This is a genomic window from Marinifilum sp. D714, from assembly GCF_030851345.1.
In the GTDB taxonomy this organism is placed as follows: domain Bacteria; phylum Bacteroidota; class Bacteroidia; order Bacteroidales; family Marinifilaceae; genus Marinifilum.
The window spans coordinates 1-20,454 of the sequence record NZ_JALPNU010000017.1; the positions used below are offsets into that span (position 1 = coordinate 1).

General features: G+C 34.8%; 16 protein-coding genes. 8 read left to right on the plus strand and 8 right to left on the minus strand.

Features of this window, described 5'->3' with window-relative positions; all coding sequences use genetic code 11:
* From M0051_RS14280 to M0051_RS14290, 3 genes are all read left to right on the plus strand, one after another.
* On the plus strand, positions 1 to 734 hold a 734-nt coding region (locus M0051_RS14280), incomplete at its 5' end, for a hypothetical protein (RefSeq protein ID WP_306742183.1).
* The gene (locus M0051_RS14285) at positions 706 to 1,635 is read left to right on the plus strand and encodes a hypothetical protein (RefSeq protein ID WP_306742184.1); all 930 of its coding nucleotides are present in this window, start codon (positions 706 to 708) and stop codon (positions 1,633 to 1,635) included. The genes M0051_RS14280 and M0051_RS14285, both read left to right, overlap by 29 nt.
* A gap of 672 nt (positions 1,636 to 2,307) precedes the next feature.
* Positions 2,308 to 3,066: an energy transducer TonB gene (locus tag M0051_RS14290; RefSeq protein ID WP_306742185.1), complete on the plus strand. Its 759-nt coding sequence runs from the start codon at positions 2,308 to 2,310 to the stop codon at positions 3,064 to 3,066.
* 213 nt (positions 3,067 to 3,279) lie between these two features.
* On the opposite strand, the gene M0051_RS14295 is transcribed toward M0051_RS14290, so the two are convergent.
* From M0051_RS14295 to lipA, 4 genes are all read right to left on the minus strand, one after another.
* Positions 3,280 to 4,518: a uracil-xanthine permease family protein gene (locus M0051_RS14295; RefSeq protein ID WP_306742186.1), complete on the minus strand. Its 1,239-nt coding sequence runs from the start codon at positions 4,516 to 4,518 to the stop codon at positions 3,280 to 3,282.
* Between the two features lie 213 nt (positions 4,519 to 4,731).
* Positions 4,732 to 6,441 carry a single-stranded-DNA-specific exonuclease RecJ gene (recJ, locus tag M0051_RS14300; RefSeq protein WP_306742187.1) on the minus strand — a complete coding sequence of 570 codons (1,710 nt, stop codon included), beginning with the start codon at positions 6,439 to 6,441 and terminating at the stop codon, positions 4,732 to 4,734.
* Between the two features lie 23 nt (positions 6,442 to 6,464).
* Entirely contained in the window at positions 6,465 to 7,169 is a 705-nt protein-coding gene (gene lipB / locus M0051_RS14305; protein ID WP_306742188.1) for a lipoyl(octanoyl) transferase LipB, read from the minus strand.
* On the minus strand, positions 7,162 to 8,070 hold the full coding sequence (gene lipA / locus M0051_RS14310) for a lipoyl synthase (protein WP_306742252.1): 909 nt from the start codon (positions 8,068 to 8,070) through the stop codon (positions 7,162 to 7,164). Before lipA ends, lipB begins: the two co-directional genes overlap by 8 nt.
* Positions 8,071 to 8,463: 393 nt before the next feature.
* Between lipA and lysS the strand changes: the two genes are divergently transcribed.
* The 3 genes from lysS to M0051_RS14325 all read left to right on the plus strand — a co-directional run bounded on the left by lysS (position 8,464) and on the right by M0051_RS14325 (position 12,793).
* The gene (gene lysS, locus M0051_RS14315) at positions 8,464 to 10,185 is read left to right on the plus strand and encodes a lysine--tRNA ligase (RefSeq protein WP_306742189.1); all 1,722 of its coding nucleotides are present in this window, start codon (positions 8,464 to 8,466) and stop codon (positions 10,183 to 10,185) included.
* 128 nt (positions 10,186 to 10,313) lie between these two features.
* Entirely contained in the window at positions 10,314 to 11,309 is a 996-nt protein-coding gene (locus M0051_RS14320; RefSeq protein ID WP_306742190.1) for an NAD(P)H-dependent glycerol-3-phosphate dehydrogenase, read from the plus strand.
* A 143-nt stretch (positions 11,310 to 11,452) separates the two neighbouring features.
* Entirely contained in the window at positions 11,453 to 12,793 is a 1,341-nt protein-coding gene (locus tag M0051_RS14325) for a glucose-6-phosphate isomerase (protein WP_306742191.1), read from the plus strand.
* Between the two features lie 32 nt (positions 12,794 to 12,825).
* On the opposite strand, the gene M0051_RS14330 is transcribed toward M0051_RS14325, so the two are convergent.
* Positions 12,826 to 13,128: a hypothetical protein gene (locus M0051_RS14330; protein WP_306742192.1), complete on the minus strand. Its 303-nt coding sequence runs from the start codon at positions 13,126 to 13,128 to the stop codon at positions 12,826 to 12,828.
* 94 nt (positions 13,129 to 13,222) lie between these two features.
* Here M0051_RS14330 and M0051_RS14335 point away from each other — a divergent pair, with 94 nt between their 5' ends.
* Positions 13,223 to 14,125 (plus strand): DMT family transporter, encoded by a 903-nt coding sequence (locus M0051_RS14335; RefSeq protein ID WP_306742193.1) that lies wholly within the window; start codon positions 13,223 to 13,225, stop codon positions 14,123 to 14,125.
* Here M0051_RS14335 and M0051_RS14340 read toward each other — a convergent pair whose 3' ends face one another.
* Both M0051_RS14340 and M0051_RS14345 read right to left on the minus strand, forming a co-directional pair.
* Positions 14,126 to 16,630 carry a PAS domain S-box protein gene (locus M0051_RS14340; protein ID WP_306742194.1) on the minus strand — a complete coding sequence of 835 codons (2,505 nt, stop codon included), beginning with the start codon at positions 16,628 to 16,630 and terminating at the stop codon, positions 14,126 to 14,128.
* Between the two features lie 216 nt (positions 16,631 to 16,846).
* Positions 16,847 to 18,202 (minus strand): cyclic 2,3-diphosphoglycerate synthase, encoded by a 1,356-nt coding sequence (locus M0051_RS14345; RefSeq protein WP_306742195.1) that lies wholly within the window; start codon positions 18,200 to 18,202, stop codon positions 16,847 to 16,849.
* Between the two features lie 241 nt (positions 18,203 to 18,443).
* On the opposite strand from M0051_RS14345, the gene M0051_RS14350 reads away from it, so the two are divergent.
* Entirely contained in the window at positions 18,444 to 19,067 is a 624-nt protein-coding gene (locus M0051_RS14350) for an ACP phosphodiesterase (RefSeq protein WP_306742196.1), read from the plus strand.
* Here the strand turns inward: M0051_RS14350 and rodA are convergent.
* Positions 19,021 to 20,445 (minus strand): rod shape-determining protein RodA, encoded by a 1,425-nt coding sequence (gene rodA, locus M0051_RS14355; protein WP_306742197.1) that lies wholly within the window; start codon positions 20,443 to 20,445, stop codon positions 19,021 to 19,023. The two genes, M0051_RS14350 and rodA, sit on opposite strands and share 47 nt — an antisense overlap.
* Positions 20,446 to 20,454 lie beyond the last annotated feature (9 nt).

Consider the following 20,454-nt stretch of genomic DNA (forward strand, 5'->3'; position numbering starts at 1 on the left):
CATTTGATGATCCTCGCGAATCGGACGGTGGACATGAGCCTTTTATTGGTGACATTTCCAATCCTCTTGGTGGTGGTAGTAGCGGTAGCCCATCTACTGCACCGCCTGTGAATACATCAACCGAGTTTAAAAAATCCAAGGCGGGGTGTGTTCAAGAAAGATTGATGCTAGAAACAAGTTTTATTAATAACTTAACCAAAGAATTTGTACCTGTAAATAGTACACTTAAATTAAGATTTGAAATTGGATACATCCCATATAGCAATGGATTAAGAGTAAATGGCAGAACTTATTCTAACAGAAGTCCTAGGAATCCATATGATAATACAATTTTAATAAAAGTTAATGAACAAATATTAAATGAATCTCCTCTTAAAATAGCGACTGTCCTAGCTCATGAAATAATACATGCGGAAATATTTCGTTGGGTTGAAAAAAGTAATTGGAAGCCTTCAAACATTGAAGAAAGCTATCCTGAATTATGGCAAGAATTCTTACTTTCAGGAAAAAAATTAGAAATAGCTCAACATGAATTAATGACAAAAAAGTATGTTGAAGATTTAGCAAATCTATTGAAATGGTTTGATAAAGGCAGACATTCTGATGCAGAATATAGTGCAATGTCGTGGATGGGATTACATAAAACTAGTGCTTTTAAAAGCCAAGACGCAACAAAAATAAAAGATCTACAAAAGAAAATATCAAATGAAAAAGGGGATTGTGATGATATATAAATTAATCATAGGTTTATTGCTAATAACTCACAGCATTAATGTTTTTTCTCAAAGTGGAAACACAATTCAGGTTTCAAATCAAACAGAGTCTGATCATCTGGAAGCAAATGTATTATCATTTTTAATAAGTGATACCCTTTGTATTGAGGTTGAAAAAACATTACCACTAGACAAATCAAAGCATGAAATTGATTTCAGAAGTGAATACATCTATCCGATCCCTAACACCACCAAATCAATTCTAAAGCTCTACTTTGTTGATGGTAAATTCCAAGAAGGTTTATTCGAGAAGAAGTCGATGCAAAGATCATTTAACGGAGCTTATCAACTAAGAAAAAATATTGAGACAAAGGATATTCAAGTTAAGATGTTTGTAGTTGAAAAGAACAGTGTTGAAGGAGTTATTAAAATTAATCTTCCACTTAGTTTTGGATGGTTAGCTTCTGATTCAATTGTCAACTTGAATGTAAAATCTAAAATTTATGATTTACCAACCAAAAGAAAAATAAATCCAGGATCTGTCCAAGCTATATCTATACAACCTGATTTATTTACAAACGCAAATAATGATCATTTTGAGCTTTGTAATATAAAGAGAGATAGCGTGAAATCTGAGTACTATCTACAAATAGGTACACATGATGATTTGGCAGGTAGATTGATTTATATTACATTAATGAATAAGCATAGAAAAGTTAAAAAAATATCTTCAATAGACTATAGTGATATTGAAGATGAGAAGACTTACAATTACCCATATTATGAATTAATTTTCAACCGAGATCCTTTTGTCGAGTCGGACTCTACACTTATGGGTAAATATTTAATAGCAACAGATAGTTTACCGCAAAAATATGGTGATATTGAAGTGCAATCAGGCTATTTTAAATGCGACAACTAGTCCAAAAAAATAGAATATACCCATATGGAGAAATGGAAGAATAAGCAAATTGGAATCTCCAGTTTTGTTTGATCCGCTATTGAAGAAACTTTCCAATTATATTTCAATTTACACTGGGGAAGGTGAAGCTGCTGTCTTAGAATATTGGGTGATTAAAAAAGTGTCTTTCAATAAAAGAAAGAACAAAGCTTTGGTTGAAGTTGATTATACAACAAGTGGTGAGAGGTATTATTTAGAAAAGGATAAAGGGGGTTGGAAAATTATTAAGAGTTTTATAACTTGGATATAATAAATTAACATTAATCAGGCTGTCCTAAAAGAAAATTGGACAGCTTCTTGGTCTATAAAAGGGTAAACAATCCCAGATAGTCCGAGTTTATAAAAACGAAATCTAGTGAGAGCGTTTTTCCCACCTGTTCGGCGCATGTAGTATAAAGAAACATTAATTTTTATATTCTCAGGCAAATGAAACACAGCTTAAAATCATTTACATTTTCTCTGAATACAGGTACGAGTGGAAAACACTCGCACCAGTAGTATATTTAAAACACAAAAAGGAATTAAAATAAATAACCTTCATAATATTAATATACATACAATGAATATTAATAAATAGGTTTTAAAATATTCCTTTAATCATACTAATCAAAAATCACAACTAAATTTAATTTCATGAAAATAACAAAAACATCTTTCACAACTTTCTTTTCCTTTACTTTACTATTGATTTCGACTCAATGCTTTGGACAGAAAAAATATAAAAGGGTTAAGCATCAAATCACACATTTTCACAAAGAAATTTACCAGGTAGATAAAAAAAGCAAAATAAAAGAAGGGTTTTATTATGCAATTAATACAAGGACGAAAGATACATTGGTTACCGGTGAGTATTTAAACAATAAACGAATAGGTATATGGAAATTTTACAAGAAGGATTCTACTCCTCATTTAGAGTATGATTACGATCGTAACCAACTGGTAAGCTACAACAGTGGCAATAGAATTGACTCTACATTTATAAAAAAAGGTGATAAATATGTATTGGATAAAGTTGACAACCCACAAATATATATTGGATTCGAAAATCAGGCTGCATTTGATATAATAAAAAAGATTAATTTACCGAGAGAACTAATGGAAAAACACAAATCCGGATCGTGTTTGTATTCTTTTATTATTAGTAAGGAAGGTATTTTAAAGGATATAACTATTGAACAATCAATTAACAAGAATTTAGATAAAAATGCGATTAAGACTATAAAAGAATTAAATTACAAATGGGAACCAGCAAGACAAAATGGTAAACCAATTGATTCCAAATCCTTTTTGCTAATTGAAGTGTTTAACCATGAGAACTTTTCAAAAAGAGACTTAGGGAAAGTATATTTTTGGCATCATATGTTGTTTTATACAGGACCAACAATTAAATGAACCAATTAATATTGAGTATAAGAGAATAAAAAAAACACTTAAATTGAGATGCTGATATGAATCGTCCTAAAAAAGCCCCTTAACAGGGGCTTTATATATAAAAGGGATGTTAAAACCTAAACCTAGATTCAGGTTAACAGAATCAAATTTAATCAATTTTTAACAGAATACTTATTAACCCGATTAAAATTTAAATAATAATCTAATTCTCAATTATTCTTCCACAACTTCACTACCCTTAATTGGATTCGATTTATCAGGTAAAATCAGGTTTAAAACCACACCTACAACCGATGCCAAACCAATTCCTGCCAATGAAAAATTACCGTATGAAATTTGTGCTCCACCAATACCAACAGTCAGTACAACAGAAACAATTACCTGGTTTCTGGTTTTTGTGAAATCTGTTTTTGCATCGATAAGGGTTTTAATACCAATACCTGCAATCATACCAAAAAGCAACAACATGATTCCACCCAAAACAGCTTGAGGAATGGTTTTAAGGAATGCACTTACCTTACCAATTAATGAGAATACCAATGCAGTAACTGCAGCAATTCTCAATACTCTAGGATCAACAACCTTAGTCAAGGCAATTGCACCTGTAACCTCTGAATAAGTTGTATTTGGTGGTCCTCCAAAAAATCCTGCGAAAGCAGTAGCAACACCATCACCCAATAAAGTACGGTTTAAACCTGGCTTTTTCACAAACTCTTTGTTTGCTACTCCACCAATGGCATACATATCGCCAACATGTTCAATAATTGGGGCAAATGCTACAGGAATCATATACAATACTGCACTCCAGTTTAATTCAGGACGAACAAATTCCGGCAAAGCAAACCATGCAGCTTCTGTTATTGGCGTAAAATCAACTTCGCCTAAAACTACCGATACAACATATCCCACAACAATTGCCGAGAAAATAGGAATCAGTTTTAGCATTCCTTTGGTATATACCACAATTAAAATGGCAGTTAACAAGGCAATAGAAGAGATGATCCAATTGGTTTTGGCCATATTAACTGCTACAGGAGCCAATGACAAACCAATAATCATGATAACTGGTCCAACTACAATAGAAGGGAAAATTTTCTCGATCACTCGCAATCCCCAAACTTTGATGATTCCGGAAACCAATCCGTAAACCACACCTACCGCAATTAAGCCGGATAATGTTCCAGGTAAACCGTATAGTTTTGTTGCGGCAACAATTGGAGCAATAAAGGCAAAACTACTGCCTAAAAAAACAGGAACCATACCTTTTGTGATTAAATGAAAAATCAAGGTTCCGATTCCTGCTGTAAACAATGCGACTGCTGGGTCAATACCAACTAACAATGGGACTAGTACCGTTGCGCCAAAGGCAACAAAGAGAAATTGCACTCCCAAAATAATTCTTTTCGTGGGACTTTGGAATCCCGGAGCCGTAGCTTCTTGAGTAAGGATCATAAAATGGATTTAAAAATTCACAAATTGGCGCAAAGATAATAAGCTTCGCGAAACTGACAAATTCGAAAAGCTCAATAAATCAACGCAAAGGAGTGCATGAATTCAAAAAAATCAATTAGATCCTTGATTAGAAATCGTCAGCTTAAAAATCATTTTTTCTTAAACAGACACAATCTAAGTAAGATTAAAACAATAAAATATCGGAAATGAGGATTAGAATTTGATATCGCGAACCATCAGTTGTGTTTCCACTTTTCCCATGTACTCATTCTCTTGAACCGAGTAACATACATCAAATGGTGAACCACTGGAAATCTTAGGATACAATTTCCCCATTGAAAAGGCAATTCCTCCTTTTACATCTCCTTCGCGGATATCATCAACAACCGAAAGTTTAAGGTGCTCTTTGTTTCTACCCACCGGACGGCTATATCCATAATCAACTACCTTTTCACTAATAAAAACAGGTGTCATATTCTTGGGTCCGAAAGGTTCAAATTGCTTTAGAACACGAAAGAATTTAGGTGTAATATCTGAAAGTTTAATGCTGGCATCTACCTTTATCTGAGGAACCAGCATATCGTCGGTTATGTTTTCGCAAACATATTCTTCGAAACGCTGCTGAAAAGCACTAACATTTTCAATTTTCATGGTAAGGCCCGCAGCATACTTATGGCCTCCGAAGTTTTCCAATAAATCGCTACATGCGGATATTGCATTGTACAAATCGAAACCATCAACCGAACGAGCACTACCGGTTGCAAATCCGTTCGACTCGGTAAGAATTACCGTTGGCTTGTAATAGGTTTCAATCATTCGCGATGCTACAATTCCGATCACCCCTTTGTGCCAGTTGCGATCAAACAAAACCGTACTCTTCTTTTCGAGCAGAGTTTTACTTTTCGCTACACGTTCCAAGGCATCATCGGTAATGCTATGATCCAGCTCTTTTCGATCTTCGTTCAATCCATTAATGGTATCACCAATTAGGGTAGCCGCCTCTTCCCTTTCAGCAATTAGCAGTTGTACTGCATGGTTACCCGATTGAATTCTGCCCGCAGCATTAATTCTTGGACCGATTTTAAAAACAATATCATTAACGCTTAAATCTTTTGTAACGCCAGCCAGATTTAGTATTGTTTTTAACCCCAAACGAGGTTTCTCATTCAGCTGCTTTAACCCATAGTAGGTTAAAACACGATTTTCTCCTGTAATGGGAACAATATCCGATGCAATACTAACCGCCAACAAATCCAAAAGAGGAATTAGCGTATCGAACTTCCAATTCTTTCTGTTTGCCAATCCTTGCATCAACTTAAATCCAACACCGCAACCTGACAGAACATCACAAGGATATTCACAATCACTTCTTTTCGGATCTAATACAGCCACAGCATTGGGCAAGGTTTCATCTGGCGTATGGTGATCACAAATGATAAAATCAACTCCTTTTTCGCTAGCATAAGCAATTTTCTCAATAGCTTTAATTCCGCAATCCAATGCGATAATCAGACTGATATTATTCTCTGCTGCATAATCAATACCAGTTTTGGAAATGCCATAACCTTCCGAATAGCGATCTGGAATATAATAGTCGATAAAATCGAAATGAGATTTTAGATATGTGTAAACAAGAGCTACAGATGTGGTGCCATCAACATCATAGTCGCCATACACCATTACACGCTCTTGTTTCTCCATTGCGACAACCAATCGGTCAACCGCCTTGGTCATATCTTTCATTAAAAAAGGATCATGCAAATCGTCGAGACTGGGACGAAAAAAAGCTTTGGCCATATCGAAGCTTGTGATTCCTCTCTGAACTAACAGATTGGCAATCACTCGGTCAACTCCCAATGATTCCATCAGTGTGCCAACCGTTTCCTCATCGCCCGGCTCATTTATTACCCATCTCTTTTCCATATGCAAGATTTTAGCTAGCCAAATTAGTCAATTTCCAGCTTCATATCAAACAGATTTGCAATATGATTTTTTAAATTATGTTTTACCTCTTCAATATCAAGCTCTTTGCCTAGCTCTTTTTTTAATGAAGTCACTCCTTTATCAACAAATCCACATGGATTTATGTAATCGAAATATTTCAAATCGGTATTCACATTAAAAGCAAAACCATGCATGCTAACCCATCGACTTACTCGAACACCAATGGCGCAAATTTTACGAACTTTTGGTGTTCCAACATCCAACCAAACTCCTGTAGCTCCATCCAATCGAGTTCCTGTCAAACCATAATCAGCAATACAATTAATCACAGCCTGCTCAAGGGTTTCAATGTATTTTTTGATACCCATATCATAGGTTTCCAGGTTTAGAATTGGATAACCAACAATTTGTCCCGGCCCATGATAAGTGATATCTCCACCGCGGTTTATTTTATGGAAACTTGCTTCTTTTGCTTGTAGTTGCAGCATATTAAGCAGCATATTCTGCTCTTTACCGCTTTTCCCCAATGTATACACATGTGGATGCTCACAAAACAGCAAGTAATTATTGCTTAATTTTTTTTCTTCTGCAGGAAGATCTGCATTTGCTTGTCGCGATTGCAATACTTCCTGAAACAAGCTTTCCTGATAATCCCAGGCTTCTTGATAGTCAATGGAGCCCAAGTCTCTAAAAATTGTATTAGTCATTTTTTAAAACCTGCTTTAATTTTAGTGCGTTAACATGTTGTTCTGCGTGATATGATGAACGAACAAGTGGAGTACTTTCTACAAATGAAAAGCCTTTCTCCAATCCTACTTGCTTATATTTTTCAAATTGTTCTGGACTTATATATTCCTGAAGTTCCAAATGTTTACGGGTTGGTTGCAAATATTGACCGATGGTCATTACTTTAACTCCAACAGCCAACAAATCATCCATGGTTTGGTAAATTTCCTCTTCGGTTTCACCCAAACCAAGCATGATTCCTGATTTTGCAACGATACCTGAATCTGCAATCTGCTTCAACACTTTTAAACTAAGGTCGTATTTTGCACGACTCCTAACCTCTGGCGTCAAACGGCGAACGGTTTCAAGATTGTGAGAAATTACTTCTGGATTTTCATTAATAACTTTCTGTACATCGCCTTCTTTCCCATTAAAATCAGGAATTAAAACTTCCAAGGTAGTCCCAGGGCAAGCTTCTTTAATCTCCTTAATACATTCCGCCCATATGCCTGATCCTCCGTCTTCCAAATCATCACGATCCACAGAAGTGATTACCGCATGCTTTAGCTTCATCAATTTAATTGATCGTGCCAATCGTTTGGGTTCTTTTGTATTTACAGGAAGTGGTTTTCCAGTAGGGACATTACAGAATTTACAGGCTCTTGTGCAGATATTTCCCAAAATCATGAATGTTGCAGTTCCATTTCCCCAACATTCGCCAACATTCGGACATTTTCCACTCGAGCAAATTGTATGCAATCCGTGTTCTTGAACAATGCCGTTTACATAGGCATAATCGTCACCTTTTGGTAACTGTATTTTTAGCCAATCTGGCTTTCGTTTCATTTTCATTTCTACGCTCTCTCTATTTCTGTCAACAATCTATTTGCCAATTAATTATCAACATTAAAACTTCACAACAATTCATAGTTTTTGCAATAAAATTTCAATTCATGCAAAGGTATTCGAAAGGATTTAATTTGCTCTCTATTTAAAGAGCTTTTTAACCAGTTTTTGATACTAAAAGTTATTTTTACTCATTCTAAATACCGCTAATTGTGATGCAATATTAAAAAATAAAAATTGCACTGCCATGCATATTCTATTACAATTAAGATTTTTTAAGCATATGATCTCATATTCTGCATTTTGAATAGCCTAACTTCATGAAATTTTACAACTAGTTTATTTTTTTACAAGTATTTATAGCGATGAATTCACAAATTGCTCAGGTTATTATATCTTTGCACCCGAATAAACTTTATTGAGATTAAGATGAATGCGTTAGAACTTAGTGAACAAGAGATCATTAGAAGGAATTCCCTAAAGGAAATGCAGAATTTGGGTATCAATCCATTTCCTGCAGCACAATATCATGTAAATAATTATTCTACAGATATTCTGAAAGATTTCGATCCTGAAAAGAACAACCTACAAGAGGTTTGTATTGCAGGTAGAATAATGAGCAGAAGAATTATGGGTAAAGCTTCTTTTATTGAACTTCAGGATTCAAAAGGAAGAATTCAGGTATATATTGCCCGCGATTCTATTTGCCCTGAAGAGGATAGAACTCTTTACAATACAGTATTCAAAAAACTTTTGGATATTGGAGATTTTATTGGAATTAAGGGATACGTATTTAAAACCAAGGTTGGTGAAACTTCTGTTCATGCAACCGAAATGACTGTTCTTTCAAAATCAGTTCGTCCACTTCCTATCGTGAAGGAAAAAGACGGAAAAGTATACGATGCTTTTAGTGATCCTGAAATGCGTTACCGTCAGCGTTACGTTGATTTGGTTGTAAATCCGGATGTAAAAGATGTGTTCTTGAAAAGAACAAAAATCATTAACTCAATGCGCGAGTTGTTCAACAGCAAGGGATATCTTGAGGTTGAAACTCCAATTTTGCAAGCAATTCCAGGTGGTGCTTCGGCTCGTCCGTTTATCACTCATCACAATGCTTTAGATATTCCTTTGTACATGCGTATTGCAAACGAATTGTATCTAAAGAGACTTATTGTTGGTGGATTTGATGGTGTTTATGAGTTCGCTAAAGATTTCCGTAATGAAGGTATGGACAGAACTCACAATCCTGAATTTACGGTAATGGAAATCTATGTAGCTTATAAAGACTACAACTGGATGATGGATTTCACCGAAGAGATGATTGAAAAAGTTGCTTTGGATCTTCACGGTACAACTAAAGTACAAGTAGGAGACAAAGAGATTGATTTCAAGCGTCCATTCAAGCGCATTTCTATGATTGACTCTATTAAAGAGCATACTGGAATTGACATCAACGGGATGGATGAAGATCAACTTCGCGATGTTTGTAAGCAGTTAAACATTGAGGTTGACGAAACTTTTGGTAAAGGAAAATTAATTGATGAGATCTTTGGTGAGAAATGTGAAGGAAATTACATTCAGCCAACTTTCATTACTGATTACCCTATCGAAATGTCTCCTCTTTGTAAAAAGCATAGAGACAATCCTGAGTTAACCGAGCGTTTTGAGCTTATGGTGAATGGTAAGGAAGTTTGTAATGCTTACTCTGAGTTGAATGATCCTATTGATCAGTTGGAACGATTCCAGGAGCAAATGAAATTGAGCGAAAAAGGAGATGACGAAGCTATGTTTATTGATATGGACTTTGTTCGCTCTCTTGAATATGGTATGCCTCCTACATCTGGTATGGGTATTGGTATCGACCGTTTAACCATGTTGATGACCAACTCTCACTCTATTCAGGATGTACTATTCTTCCCTCAAATGAGACCAGAGAAGAAAGCTGCGGTTGATAGTGATGAAAAATTTATTGAGCTAGGTATTGCTCCAGAGTGGATGCCTGTTATACGTAAAGCTGGATTCCAAACTGTAGAAGCTCTTAAAGAAGAAAAGGCTACCAAACTGCACCAAGATATTTGTGGTTTGAACAAGAAACTAAAAATGGGTTTAAAAAATCCTAGCCAGGATGAAGTAAAAGCGTGGTTAGCTTAAACTTATTTTATTAAGAATATTACATGATCGGAGGTTGGGAATTTTTCCCTTCCTCCGATATTTATTAAATTAGAGATCTGTTACTTACAAAAACAACTCTCTATTTTAAAAAGACTTAGCAATAATATATGAACGAATCGTCGAGAATTGCCATTATTGGAGGTGGTAGTTGGGCTACAGCAATCGCAAAAATACTTCGCGAAAATGACTTGAAGCTTAACTGGTACATGCGTAACCTTGATACCATCAATCAATTTAAACAACTTAGTCACAACCCAAGATATCTTACCGGAGTTGAATTCGATCTCAATCAAATTGAATTCTACAACAATCTGGATGAAGCAGTTCTAAATTCGGAAGTGATCATATTTGCGGTTCCGTCGGCATTCTTAAAAGATGCTTTAAAAAGATTAACGGTTAGTTTAGAAGATAAGGTTATTGTTTCGGCGATTAAAGGTATTGTTCCTGATGAAAATATGATTATTGGTACATTCTTCAATGAACATTACAATGTACCTCTAGATAACATTGGTGTTATCTCAGGACCTTGTCATGCCGAAGAGGTGGCTATGGAACGCTTATCGTATCTAACCATCGCATGTCAGGATACTAAAAAGGCCAGATCACTAGCACTTAATCTGGAATGTCCTTACATCAAAACTACCATTTCGGATGACATTTATGGTACTGAGTATGCTGCTGTACTCAAAAATGTATTTGCAATTGCGGCAGGAATCTGTCATGGTCTTCGCTACGGCGATAACTTTCAGGCAGTATTGATTTCGAATGCGATTCAAGAAATTAAACGCTTTGTTGATACAGTACACCCAATTTCTCGCGACATTAAGAGTTCTGCATATCTGGGCGATTTATTGGTAACATGTTATTCACAGTTTAGCCGTAACCGTACCTTTGGTACCATGATTGGCAAAGGGTATACGGTAAAATCGGCACAGCTTGAAATGCACATGATTGCGGAAGGCTATTATGCAGTAAAATGTATCAAAGAAATTAACGATCACTACAACGTAAATATGCCAATTACCATGGCTGTTTACAATATTTTATACGAACGTATTTCTCCTACTATAGAAGTGAAATTATTAACAGAGGATTTACGTTAGACTTGGATTTTAGCTGTATTTTTGCAGCAGATATACGTAAGAATTAACTTTTTAAATACAATTTTTACATTCTACATCTATCAAACTATTTGGAGGGGTATCGGTTCGGATAGAAGTAAAATGTAAGGCTTAATTTCTACACAATGGAACACATTAAATTGAGTATTGACAAATCTCTTGACTTTGTTAGTAAGGAAGAGATTTTTAAGTTTGAACAAAGCAGTAAGAAACACCTTATTTCCCTTCACGATGGAACCGGAAAAGGAAATGATTTTGTTGGCTGGGTTGATTTGCCTTCAAGAATTACTGAAGCAGAATTAAATGACATTGAAGCTACTGCAAAATCATTAAAAGATAAAGTTGAAGTCTTGGTAGTTGTGGGTATTGGTGGTTCATATCTTGGTGCAAAAGCTGTTAATGATGCACTTGCTCACAGTTTTGATCACCTAAATTCCGGCGACGAAAATCCTTTGGTACTTTACGCTGGTCAGAACATTAGTGAAGATTACCTATACGAATTAACTGATATTTTGAAAAGTATCGAATTTGGTATTTGTGTTATTTCAAAATCAGGAACTACAACTGAACCTGCTATCGCTTTCCGTTTATTGAAAGAAATGTTGGAAGAGCAAGTTGGTAAAGAAGAAGCTCGTGAAAGAATCGTTGCCATTACCGATGAATCGAAAGGTGCCTTAAGAACTCTTGCCGATCAGGAAGGTTATAAAACTTTTGTAATTCCAGATAATGTTGGTGGACGTTACTCAGTATTAACTCCTGTTGGATTATTACCAATTGCAGTTGCTGGTCACGATATTAAAGCTTTAGTAGCAGGTGCTAAATCTATGCAAGATTACTCTGTTGCTGCTGCTTTTGAAGAAAATCCAGCATTACTTTATGCTGCTACCAGAAATGCTTTATACCAAAAAGGAAAAGGCATCGAAATTCTTGCCAATTACAATCCTAAGCTTCATAATGTTGCTGAATGGTGGAAACAACTTTATGGCGAAAGTGAAGGAAAAGAAAACAAAGGTATTTTTCCTGCAAGCGTTGACTTCACTAGCGATCTTCACTCAATGGGACAGTATATTCAGGAAGGACAGAGAAATATTTTCGAAACTGTAATTTCTGTTGCCAAGCCAAATCACACTGTATATATTCCTGAAGATAAAGACAACTTGGACAAGTTAAATTATCTTGCTGGAAAACGTGTTGATGAAGTAAATAAAATGGCTGAGTTGGGAACTCAATTGGCACACGTTGATGGAGGCGTTCCTAACCTTAAAATTGAAATGCCTCAACTAAATGAATTCTATTTGGGTGAGTTGCTTTATTTCTTCGAAATTGCTTGTGGCGTTAGCGGTTACATCTTGGATGTAAATCCATTCGATCAACCAGGTGTTGAAGCATACAAGAGTAATATGTTTGCATTACTTGAAAAACCAGGTTTTGAAGAAGAATCTGCAAAAATCAAAGAAAGATTATAAGATCTAGCTTGATGATATTAAAAAAGACCAGATTAATTCTGGTCTTTTTTTGTATCGTAAATTTTCACATCTTCTTTTACCCTTTTGCGGTCAAAATGGATCCTTGCCTTTTTACCAGTAAACTGTCCCAGAAAAAATGCACTCACCATTATTGGATAGGTGTACAACTCAAATCCTAATCCAAACATGTGACGAAACAAAACAACAAAGGGAATTGGAGCATGAATGGCAATAAACCACATTACCGAAAACTTTTTAAATCCCTGACGAACATAGCCAAATGGCAAATTGAGTATGTAGGTTGCTACTGCTGCCAATATCAAATTTAGTTCCATACAAACGAATATATCAATAATTATTGGCAAAGTACAAGCTACTTAAATAAATCATCAAATTTTAGATACATTTGTTGCCGTTATTCAAATCACCATGAATTGTAAATCTAAAATCAAAGGTATAGCTCTTGCACTAGCTGCAACACTTAGCTTTTCAAATGTTTATCTGTTTAGTAAAATGGCCATGAAAGATGTCGATTTGGCTTCTTTTGGAATACTATGGTTTGGTTTAGCTTTGATTTACAATTTGCTTTACAATCGATTTTTCACGCAAAGACAGAGCCTAAGTAGTTTAACGAAAAAATCAAAAAAAAATCTTCTCCTAATTGGCTTATCAGAATTCATCTCAATAACCGCATTTTTTCTATCGATCAAGCTTACCAAGAATCCAGCTGTTGTATCTTTTCTTGCCAACACCAGTCCAATTTTTGTAATTCTTATTGGCTTTATATTCTATCAAATCAGATATGGATTTACTTCCATTCTTGGGGTAATTATTACATTATCTGGTGTTTTTCTGATGAATACCAACAACTCCGATTTTGAATGGCAAACTTTATTAACACCAGCCAGTATGAGTGCATTGGTGTTTGCCCTATTTTATGGCGTAAGCCTTGTGCTTGCCAGATCTGAAATCAAAAATATTCCAACTACAATGATAACTGTTTGCAGAAACTTATTTCTGTTTGTTGGATTCTCAATTTACCTGATTGCAAAGGGAGAATTACCAACTTATAGCATTCAGTCTGTTTTCTATATCACAACAGGATCACTTTTAGGACCCTTTTTAGGGATACTCCTAACATTTATATCTCTAAAATATGTAGATGCATCCATAACAACTTTAATAGGCACATCGAGAAGTATTTTTATTGTTGCCGGTGCCTTTCTTTTAATGGGAATACTTCCCAACGTGAATCAGCTGTTAGGTGGTTGCTTAACCATCTTGGGAATTTTAACCATTACCATGGCCGATATCATTTCTAAAAAGAAATAATTAAGCTAATGCTTTGCGCACTTGTGTAAACAACTCCTCCTTGCTAAAAGGCTTTGTCAGGTACCCATCACAACCCGCACTCATACATTTTTCTTCTTCCTCTTTTAAAACATAAGTACTTTGAGCAATTACTTTAATTGATATTTCTGATTTTTTTATTTCATCCAAACATGCCATACTATCTCTGCCCGGAATATCTAAATCCATAATTAATAAATCGGGAGATAATTGTCTCAGCTTATCAAGCATTTCAGTACTATTTTCAGCAAATATTACCTCTACATCCTGGTCATCAAATAATTTCTTAACATACAGAAACGAGTTGTAGTCATTCTCAGCAACCAGTACTTTTTTGGACCCTATCGTCTCTTTAACATTATCTAAATCATTATTTCTATTTGGAAACTTCGATTTATCAACAGGAATCGTAAAATAAAATGTACTACCTACTCCTACTTCTGATTCAAATCGTATTGTTCCTCCAAGCAGTTCTACCAAGCCCTTACAGATGCTAAGGCCTAAACCTGTCCCATCAATAAAGTGTTCCTCATCCCCCTGTCTAAATCTTTCAAATATTACTTCATGTCTATCCTTGGGAATACCTATGCCATTATCCTTTACATATATCTCTACAAATACTTGATTATTTGATTCAATAACAGTACCACCAAGTTCCACTCTTCCCGAATCAGAAAATTTAATGGAATTTTCAATCAAATTGTCCAAAACTTGTTGAACTCTTGTATAATCAGAATGCAACACTAATCCTTCTAGCTCGGGATTTAACTTGATAGCTAATTCCAAATTAGGCTTACTTTTAATCAGATCACGATTCTTATGAATCTCTAAACTTTCCTTCAGCAATGAGAACAAATAAAAGTCAGATTTTTTGAGGGTAATTTGACTCATTTCTAATTTGGAAAGATCAACAATATCATCAATAATCTGTACCAAACGATTACCCGATTGTTGAATGATATTGACATATTGCATACGTTCTACTTCTTCAATTTCCGAATCAATTAAAAGTTCTGAAAATCCCATAATGGCATTCATAGGAGTACGAATTTCATGACTCATATTGGCCAAGAATATCGATTTCAACTTATCTGATTCTTCCGCTTTTTCCTTGGCTTTTCTAAGTTCTTCTTCGGTCTTTTTAATTTCAGATATATCTCTTGAAACCCCCAAAACCCCCGTGATATTTCCATTAGAATCGTACATTGGAGTTTTTATTGTCTCAGTTAGAATTTTATTATCTTCCTTAACCGATCTGACCCAATTTACAAATCTAATAGTATCACCAGATTTTATTACTTCCAAATCTTTCTTAAAATAAAAATCAGCTATCTCAGCGTTTTTAAATATCACAAAATCAGACTTACCTATTAGTTCTTCTTCCTTAACTCCGAGGAACTCTGCAAAATTATTATTACAAGCCAAATATTTTCCATCTTTACTCTTCAACCAAATCATTTCTGGAACCGTTTGTAAAATTGTTTCCAACCTAGCTCTTTCATTATCTATTTGTTGTAAAGCGTTTTTTCTTGAACTGATATCTCTTAAAATAGACCAATAACCTACAATTTCTTCTTGTTCATCTTTCATTAAATGAACCCTTAATTCAACAGGCACAATAGTTCCGTCTTCCTTTATACACTCCTTCTCATAAACTTGAGAACTACCATTTAGTAAAACCTCATTCTTTATTATTTTTTCATCTATGTGAATCCACTTTTCAGGAGTAATATTTTTAAAATTTGTTGCTAACAAATCTTTTTCTGAATATCCTAATACATCTTGCAGGGCTTTGTTGCATTCAAGTATATTATATTCTGTATCCATCACAAAATAAGCATCAGACATACTTCCATATAACCTTGAATATTTTTCTTCGGTTGAAGATAAAGTTGTTCTATTCTTCACATTTTGCATTTGGCGCTGCATAAACAAGCCCAACAACATATTTACAACCGGATAAATTGTTAGAAGTGGCAGAACAAGATATGATAGCGTGGAATAGATTTTTTCAGAAGGAAGAAGTAAAGTACAAAACAACATTGCAATATGCACAACAAAACCCATTAACAATAGCTCTATCCATTTTAGTTGATTACCTACTCGTGTTAATAGTTCTCTCCATATAATTCCTATCGTTCCTGAACTAATTATTACAGCTATCCCCATTGCTATGCCATCTCCCCCCATAAAGAACCTATACATGCTAGTAATAAGCACTGTTATAGCTGTTGGTATCACACCAAAAAACAATCCTGATACTGACAGAATGATAGATCTGGTATCAAATACAATTCCAGAAGATGCCCTCCATGATGTCATCATTAGAATGATACCAATGGCTCCAATAATTCCACCGAAAAGCACTTGACGATAAAGGGGATTTAATTTGGTCTTATTATTCACCCACATATACTCACAAAAAATACTAAAGCTTAATAATATAGCTGCATTTTGTATGAGTCCAAGAAGAATAGAGTCGTTCATACGTAAGATCTCAAATAGTAGTTTTTTTAGTAATAATTTTTATTGCCTGTACTTTAGGACAGCAATAGCTCTTATACTACCATTTCTTTAAAAAGGTTATCCTTAACAAGACTATTCTATAAAATATTGTATTAACGATATAAGTCAATATTTAAACAAAACAAGAGGAACAGATAAAATCTGTTCCTCTATCATCACCTTTAATCAATTATATAATCACTCAACAGTTGCTTGAATTAAATTATGATCTTTTACAAACTGGTTAATAATATGCGACATTTTTGGATAACCAATTTCTTCTAAATCATAGTAAACACGAGTATTTGGTTTTTTGATATTAATGATTCGATTTAAATCTATTGGTGTTCCAATAATAACTGTGTCACAATCACTAGCATTAATCGTAGCTTCAAGATCCTTTAATTGCTGATCAGAATATCCCATGGCTGGTAAGATATTTCCTATTTCAGGATAGATTTCGTAAGTCTCTTTTAATTTACCTACAAGATATGGGCGAGCATCAATTTCCTCTGCTGCCCCAAACTTACGCGCTGCAATTGTACCAGCACCAATCTTCATTTCTCCATGAGTTAAAGTTGGTCCATCCTCTACAATTAAGACACGCTTACCACGAATCATTTCAGGATCATCAACACTTATAGGAGATGCTCCATCAATAACCTGTGCTTTAGGATTTGCATAAGCAATACTTTCTCGAACTTCCTGAATTCCTTCAGGGGCAGCCGAATCCATCTTATTTATTACCACTACATCTGCCATTCTTAAATTAACCTCTCCAGGATAATAACTTAATTCGGCTCCTGGGCGATGTGGATCAGCAACTGTAATCGTCATATCTGGCTTGTAGAATGCGAAATCATTATTTCCACCATCCCAAAGAATTACATCACATCCGTCAGGATCTTCTTCGGCAGCGCGTACAATTGCTTCATAATCTACACCTGCGTAAATTACATTCCCTCTTGTTACATGTGGCTCATATTCTTCCATTTCCTCAACAGTACACTTGTGTTTTTTCAAGTCTTCAACTGTTGCAAAACGTTGTACTTTTTGAGCTACTAAATCGCCATAAGGCATTGGGTGACGAATGGCTATTACTTTTAATCCTTTTGCCATTAATTCTTCAATAACTTTACGTGATGTTTGAGATTTACCGCAACCTGTACGAGTTGCAACAACCGCAATAACCGGCTTATGACTTTTAATCATTGTATCTCCAGGACCTAATAATTTAAAATTCGATCCTGCTGCATTAACAATTGCACTTACGTTCATTACAGTCTTATACGATACATCCGAATAAGAGAAAACGCAGTCATCAATACAATGTTCCTTTATTAATTTAGGCAGATCTTCTTCTGCATAAATAGGAATTCCATCTGGATACAAAGAACCCGCCAACTCCGCAGGATATTTTCTACCATCAATGTCTGGAATTTGAGCTGCTGTAAAAGCAACAACATTGTACTCTGAATTGTCTCTGAAATAGGTGTTGAAGTTGTGAAAATCACGACCCGCAGCACCAACAATAATGACATTTTTTTTAGCCATAATTTCTCCTTCTTTATTTAAAATTTCACATTTAGTTTATGAGTTTATAAAATTATCACTTTAAAGGAATTATGCTAATTTTATCGAGTTTTAATCACTAATTTACTGCGTGTTGCTTAACACGGTACAAAAACTTGACATTGGCAAAAAATAAACGTATCTTCTATGGTTAACCATTTATTCAAACAATCAAAACACAAGCTATCCACTCATCTAAATTGCTTTTTTGTATTTTTGTTTCATGAATTTTTTAGCGCATTTGTATTTATCTGGTGATTCCGAAAAGGTGAGAGTTGGCAACTTTATTGGAGACTATGTCAAGGGAAAGAAGTACGAGAAGTATCACCCGGATATCCAAAAAGGAATTATTTTACACAGAAATATTGATCATTTCACAGACAAACATCCTTTGGTACTTGATAGCTCGAAAAAGTTAAAGGAAGGCTATGGAAGGTATTCTGGAGTGGTTGTTGACCTTATTTTTGATCATTTCCTAGCCAAATATTGGCAGAATTATCACATATTACCCATTAAAGACTTTGTGACAAATTCTCATGAAACTTTAGTTAAAAACTACCTATCACTACCCAATAAAGTTAAAATGTTTCTGCCTTTCTTAATTCAAAGTAGGCGATTAGAAAGTTATGCAAATATGAATGGTTTGCAAACAGCTCTCGATATCATGGCCAAAAGAACCAGTTTACCTGATAAATCAACTTATGCAATTAAATCATTGGAAGACAACTACCCCGATTTTGAAAATGAATTCAAACTATTTATGCAAGACATATTAATATATGTACGAAATGAACACAATATTAACGTAGTAACTCCAAACGGTTGGCATCCAAACGAAGGAAAATAAACAGCAAAATAGTAAAAGACCAAAGCGATGATCCCCCATAGCTAAAAAAAGGTAAAGGAATACCAATTACAGGCGCTAAACCAATTGTCATTCCAACATTAATAGCCAAGTGAAAAAATAAAATACAGGCTACTCCATATCCGTAAACACGACTAAATGGTGATCGTTGACGTTCGGCTAAAAATAACAATCGCAATATCAGGGTAAGTAATAAAATCAACACAAAACTTGAGCCTACAAATCCCCATTCTTCACCAACAGTACAGAAAATAAAATCGGTACTTTGTTCAGGAACGAATTTAAATTTGGTTTGTGTACCATTTAAAAATCCTTTGCCTGAAAAACCTCCTGATCCAATAGCAATTTTAGATTGAGCTACATTGTAACCCGATCCATAAGGATTTGATTCAATTCCCAAAAGCTCATTAATTCTGGTTCTCTGGTGCACCTCTAAGATGTTTTCAAAGATATATCCAACCGAAAAAGTATAGAAGATACTACCAAAAACAATGAGTATGGTCCAAGCAACGTTTTTTAACTTGTTTTTATAGGTATGCACCCAAAAAGGAATAGCACTTAACCCCAAAGAAATAATTAAAATAAGATAATTGGAAATTTCTACTTTCACTCCTTTAGCAATTAACCAAACCAAAGCAAATCCTAATCCTAACAATAAAATTGCCTTCACAAAAGAGAGCCATTTTAATCCATATACTTTGGCAACAATAAGGCTCGTGCAAACTATTATTAAAAGGACTGTAAACTTAGACCACAATAGGGTAAACACAAATAATAAGGCGGCAATAAATGCTAGAAACAATACAACTCCAGATAATCCTTCTCTATACAAAACCAACAAGAAAACCGAATATACCAATGCAGATCCTGCATCTCCTTGCAATACAATTAATGCCATTGGTGTAAATAAAATCACAGCAGAAATAAAGAGTGATTTTATTTTGTGAATTTTAAAGTTATACTGCGTAATGTACCTTGAAATGGCCAAACAAGTAGCGAATTTTGCAAACTCAGCTGGCTGAAAACGAATTGCCCCCAATTCAATCCAGGATTTTGCACCTTTAATATCCCGTCCTAGCAACAAAACTGCCACCAAAAGTATCAACATAAAGATGTATGTTGGATATGCAAAAGCCGAGTAAAATTTACTCTCAACAATGAGAATCACAATTGCCAATACCGCAGCAGCTCCAATCCACATTAATTGCTTCCCGTACCTTTGGCTGATATCAAAAATACTTTGGTGTTCTTCGTTATATACGGCTGCGTAAATATTAATCCATCCCAAAAAAACAAGCAAAGCATACAACAAAATTGTCCACCAATCTAAATTCTTTATTAAGCTTACTCTTCTGGTCATATTTATTTT

What these genes read in the sequence shown, in the direction of transcription:
- M0051_RS14285 (WP_306742184.1), top strand. Translation starts at nt 706, where the DNA reads ATGAAAAAGGGGATTGTGATGATATATAAATTAATCATAGGTTTATTG.
- M0051_RS14295 (WP_306742186.1), bottom strand. Translation starts at nt 4,518, where the DNA reads ATGATCCTTACTCAAGAAGCTACGGCTCCGGGATTCCAAAGTCCCACG.
- M0051_RS14325 (WP_306742191.1), top strand. Translation starts at nt 11,453, where the DNA reads ATGGAACACATTAAATTGAGTATTGACAAATCTCTTGACTTTGTTAGT.
- M0051_RS14340 (WP_306742194.1), bottom strand. Translation starts at nt 16,630, where the DNA reads ATGAACGACTCTATTCTTCTTGGACTCATACAAAATGCAGCTATATTA.
- M0051_RS14350 (WP_306742196.1), top strand. Translation starts at nt 18,444, where the DNA reads ATGAATTTTTTAGCGCATTTGTATTTATCTGGTGATTCCGAAAAGGTG.
- lipB (WP_306742188.1), bottom strand. Translation starts at nt 7,169, where the DNA reads ATGACTAATACAATTTTTAGAGACTTGGGCTCCATTGACTATCAAGAA.
- M0051_RS14290 (WP_306742185.1), top strand. Translation starts at nt 2,308, where the DNA reads ATGAAAATAACAAAAACATCTTTCACAACTTTCTTTTCCTTTACTTTA.
- M0051_RS14335 (WP_306742193.1), top strand. Translation starts at nt 13,223, where the DNA reads ATGAATTGTAAATCTAAAATCAAAGGTATAGCTCTTGCACTAGCTGCA.
- M0051_RS14345 (WP_306742195.1), bottom strand. Translation starts at nt 18,202, where the DNA reads ATGGCTAAAAAAAATGTCATTATTGTTGGTGCTGCGGGTCGTGATTTT.
- rodA (WP_306742197.1), bottom strand. Translation starts at nt 20,445, where the DNA reads ATGACCAGAAGAGTAAGCTTAATAAAGAATTTAGATTGGTGGACAATT.
- lysS (WP_306742189.1), top strand. Translation starts at nt 8,464, where the DNA reads ATGAATGCGTTAGAACTTAGTGAACAAGAGATCATTAGAAGGAATTCC.
- M0051_RS14320 (WP_306742190.1), top strand. Translation starts at nt 10,314, where the DNA reads ATGAACGAATCGTCGAGAATTGCCATTATTGGAGGTGGTAGTTGGGCT.
- recJ (WP_306742187.1), bottom strand. Translation starts at nt 6,441, where the DNA reads ATGGAAAAGAGATGGGTAATAAATGAGCCGGGCGATGAGGAAACGGTT.
- M0051_RS14330 (WP_306742192.1), bottom strand. Translation starts at nt 13,128, where the DNA reads ATGGAACTAAATTTGATATTGGCAGCAGTAGCAACCTACATACTCAAT.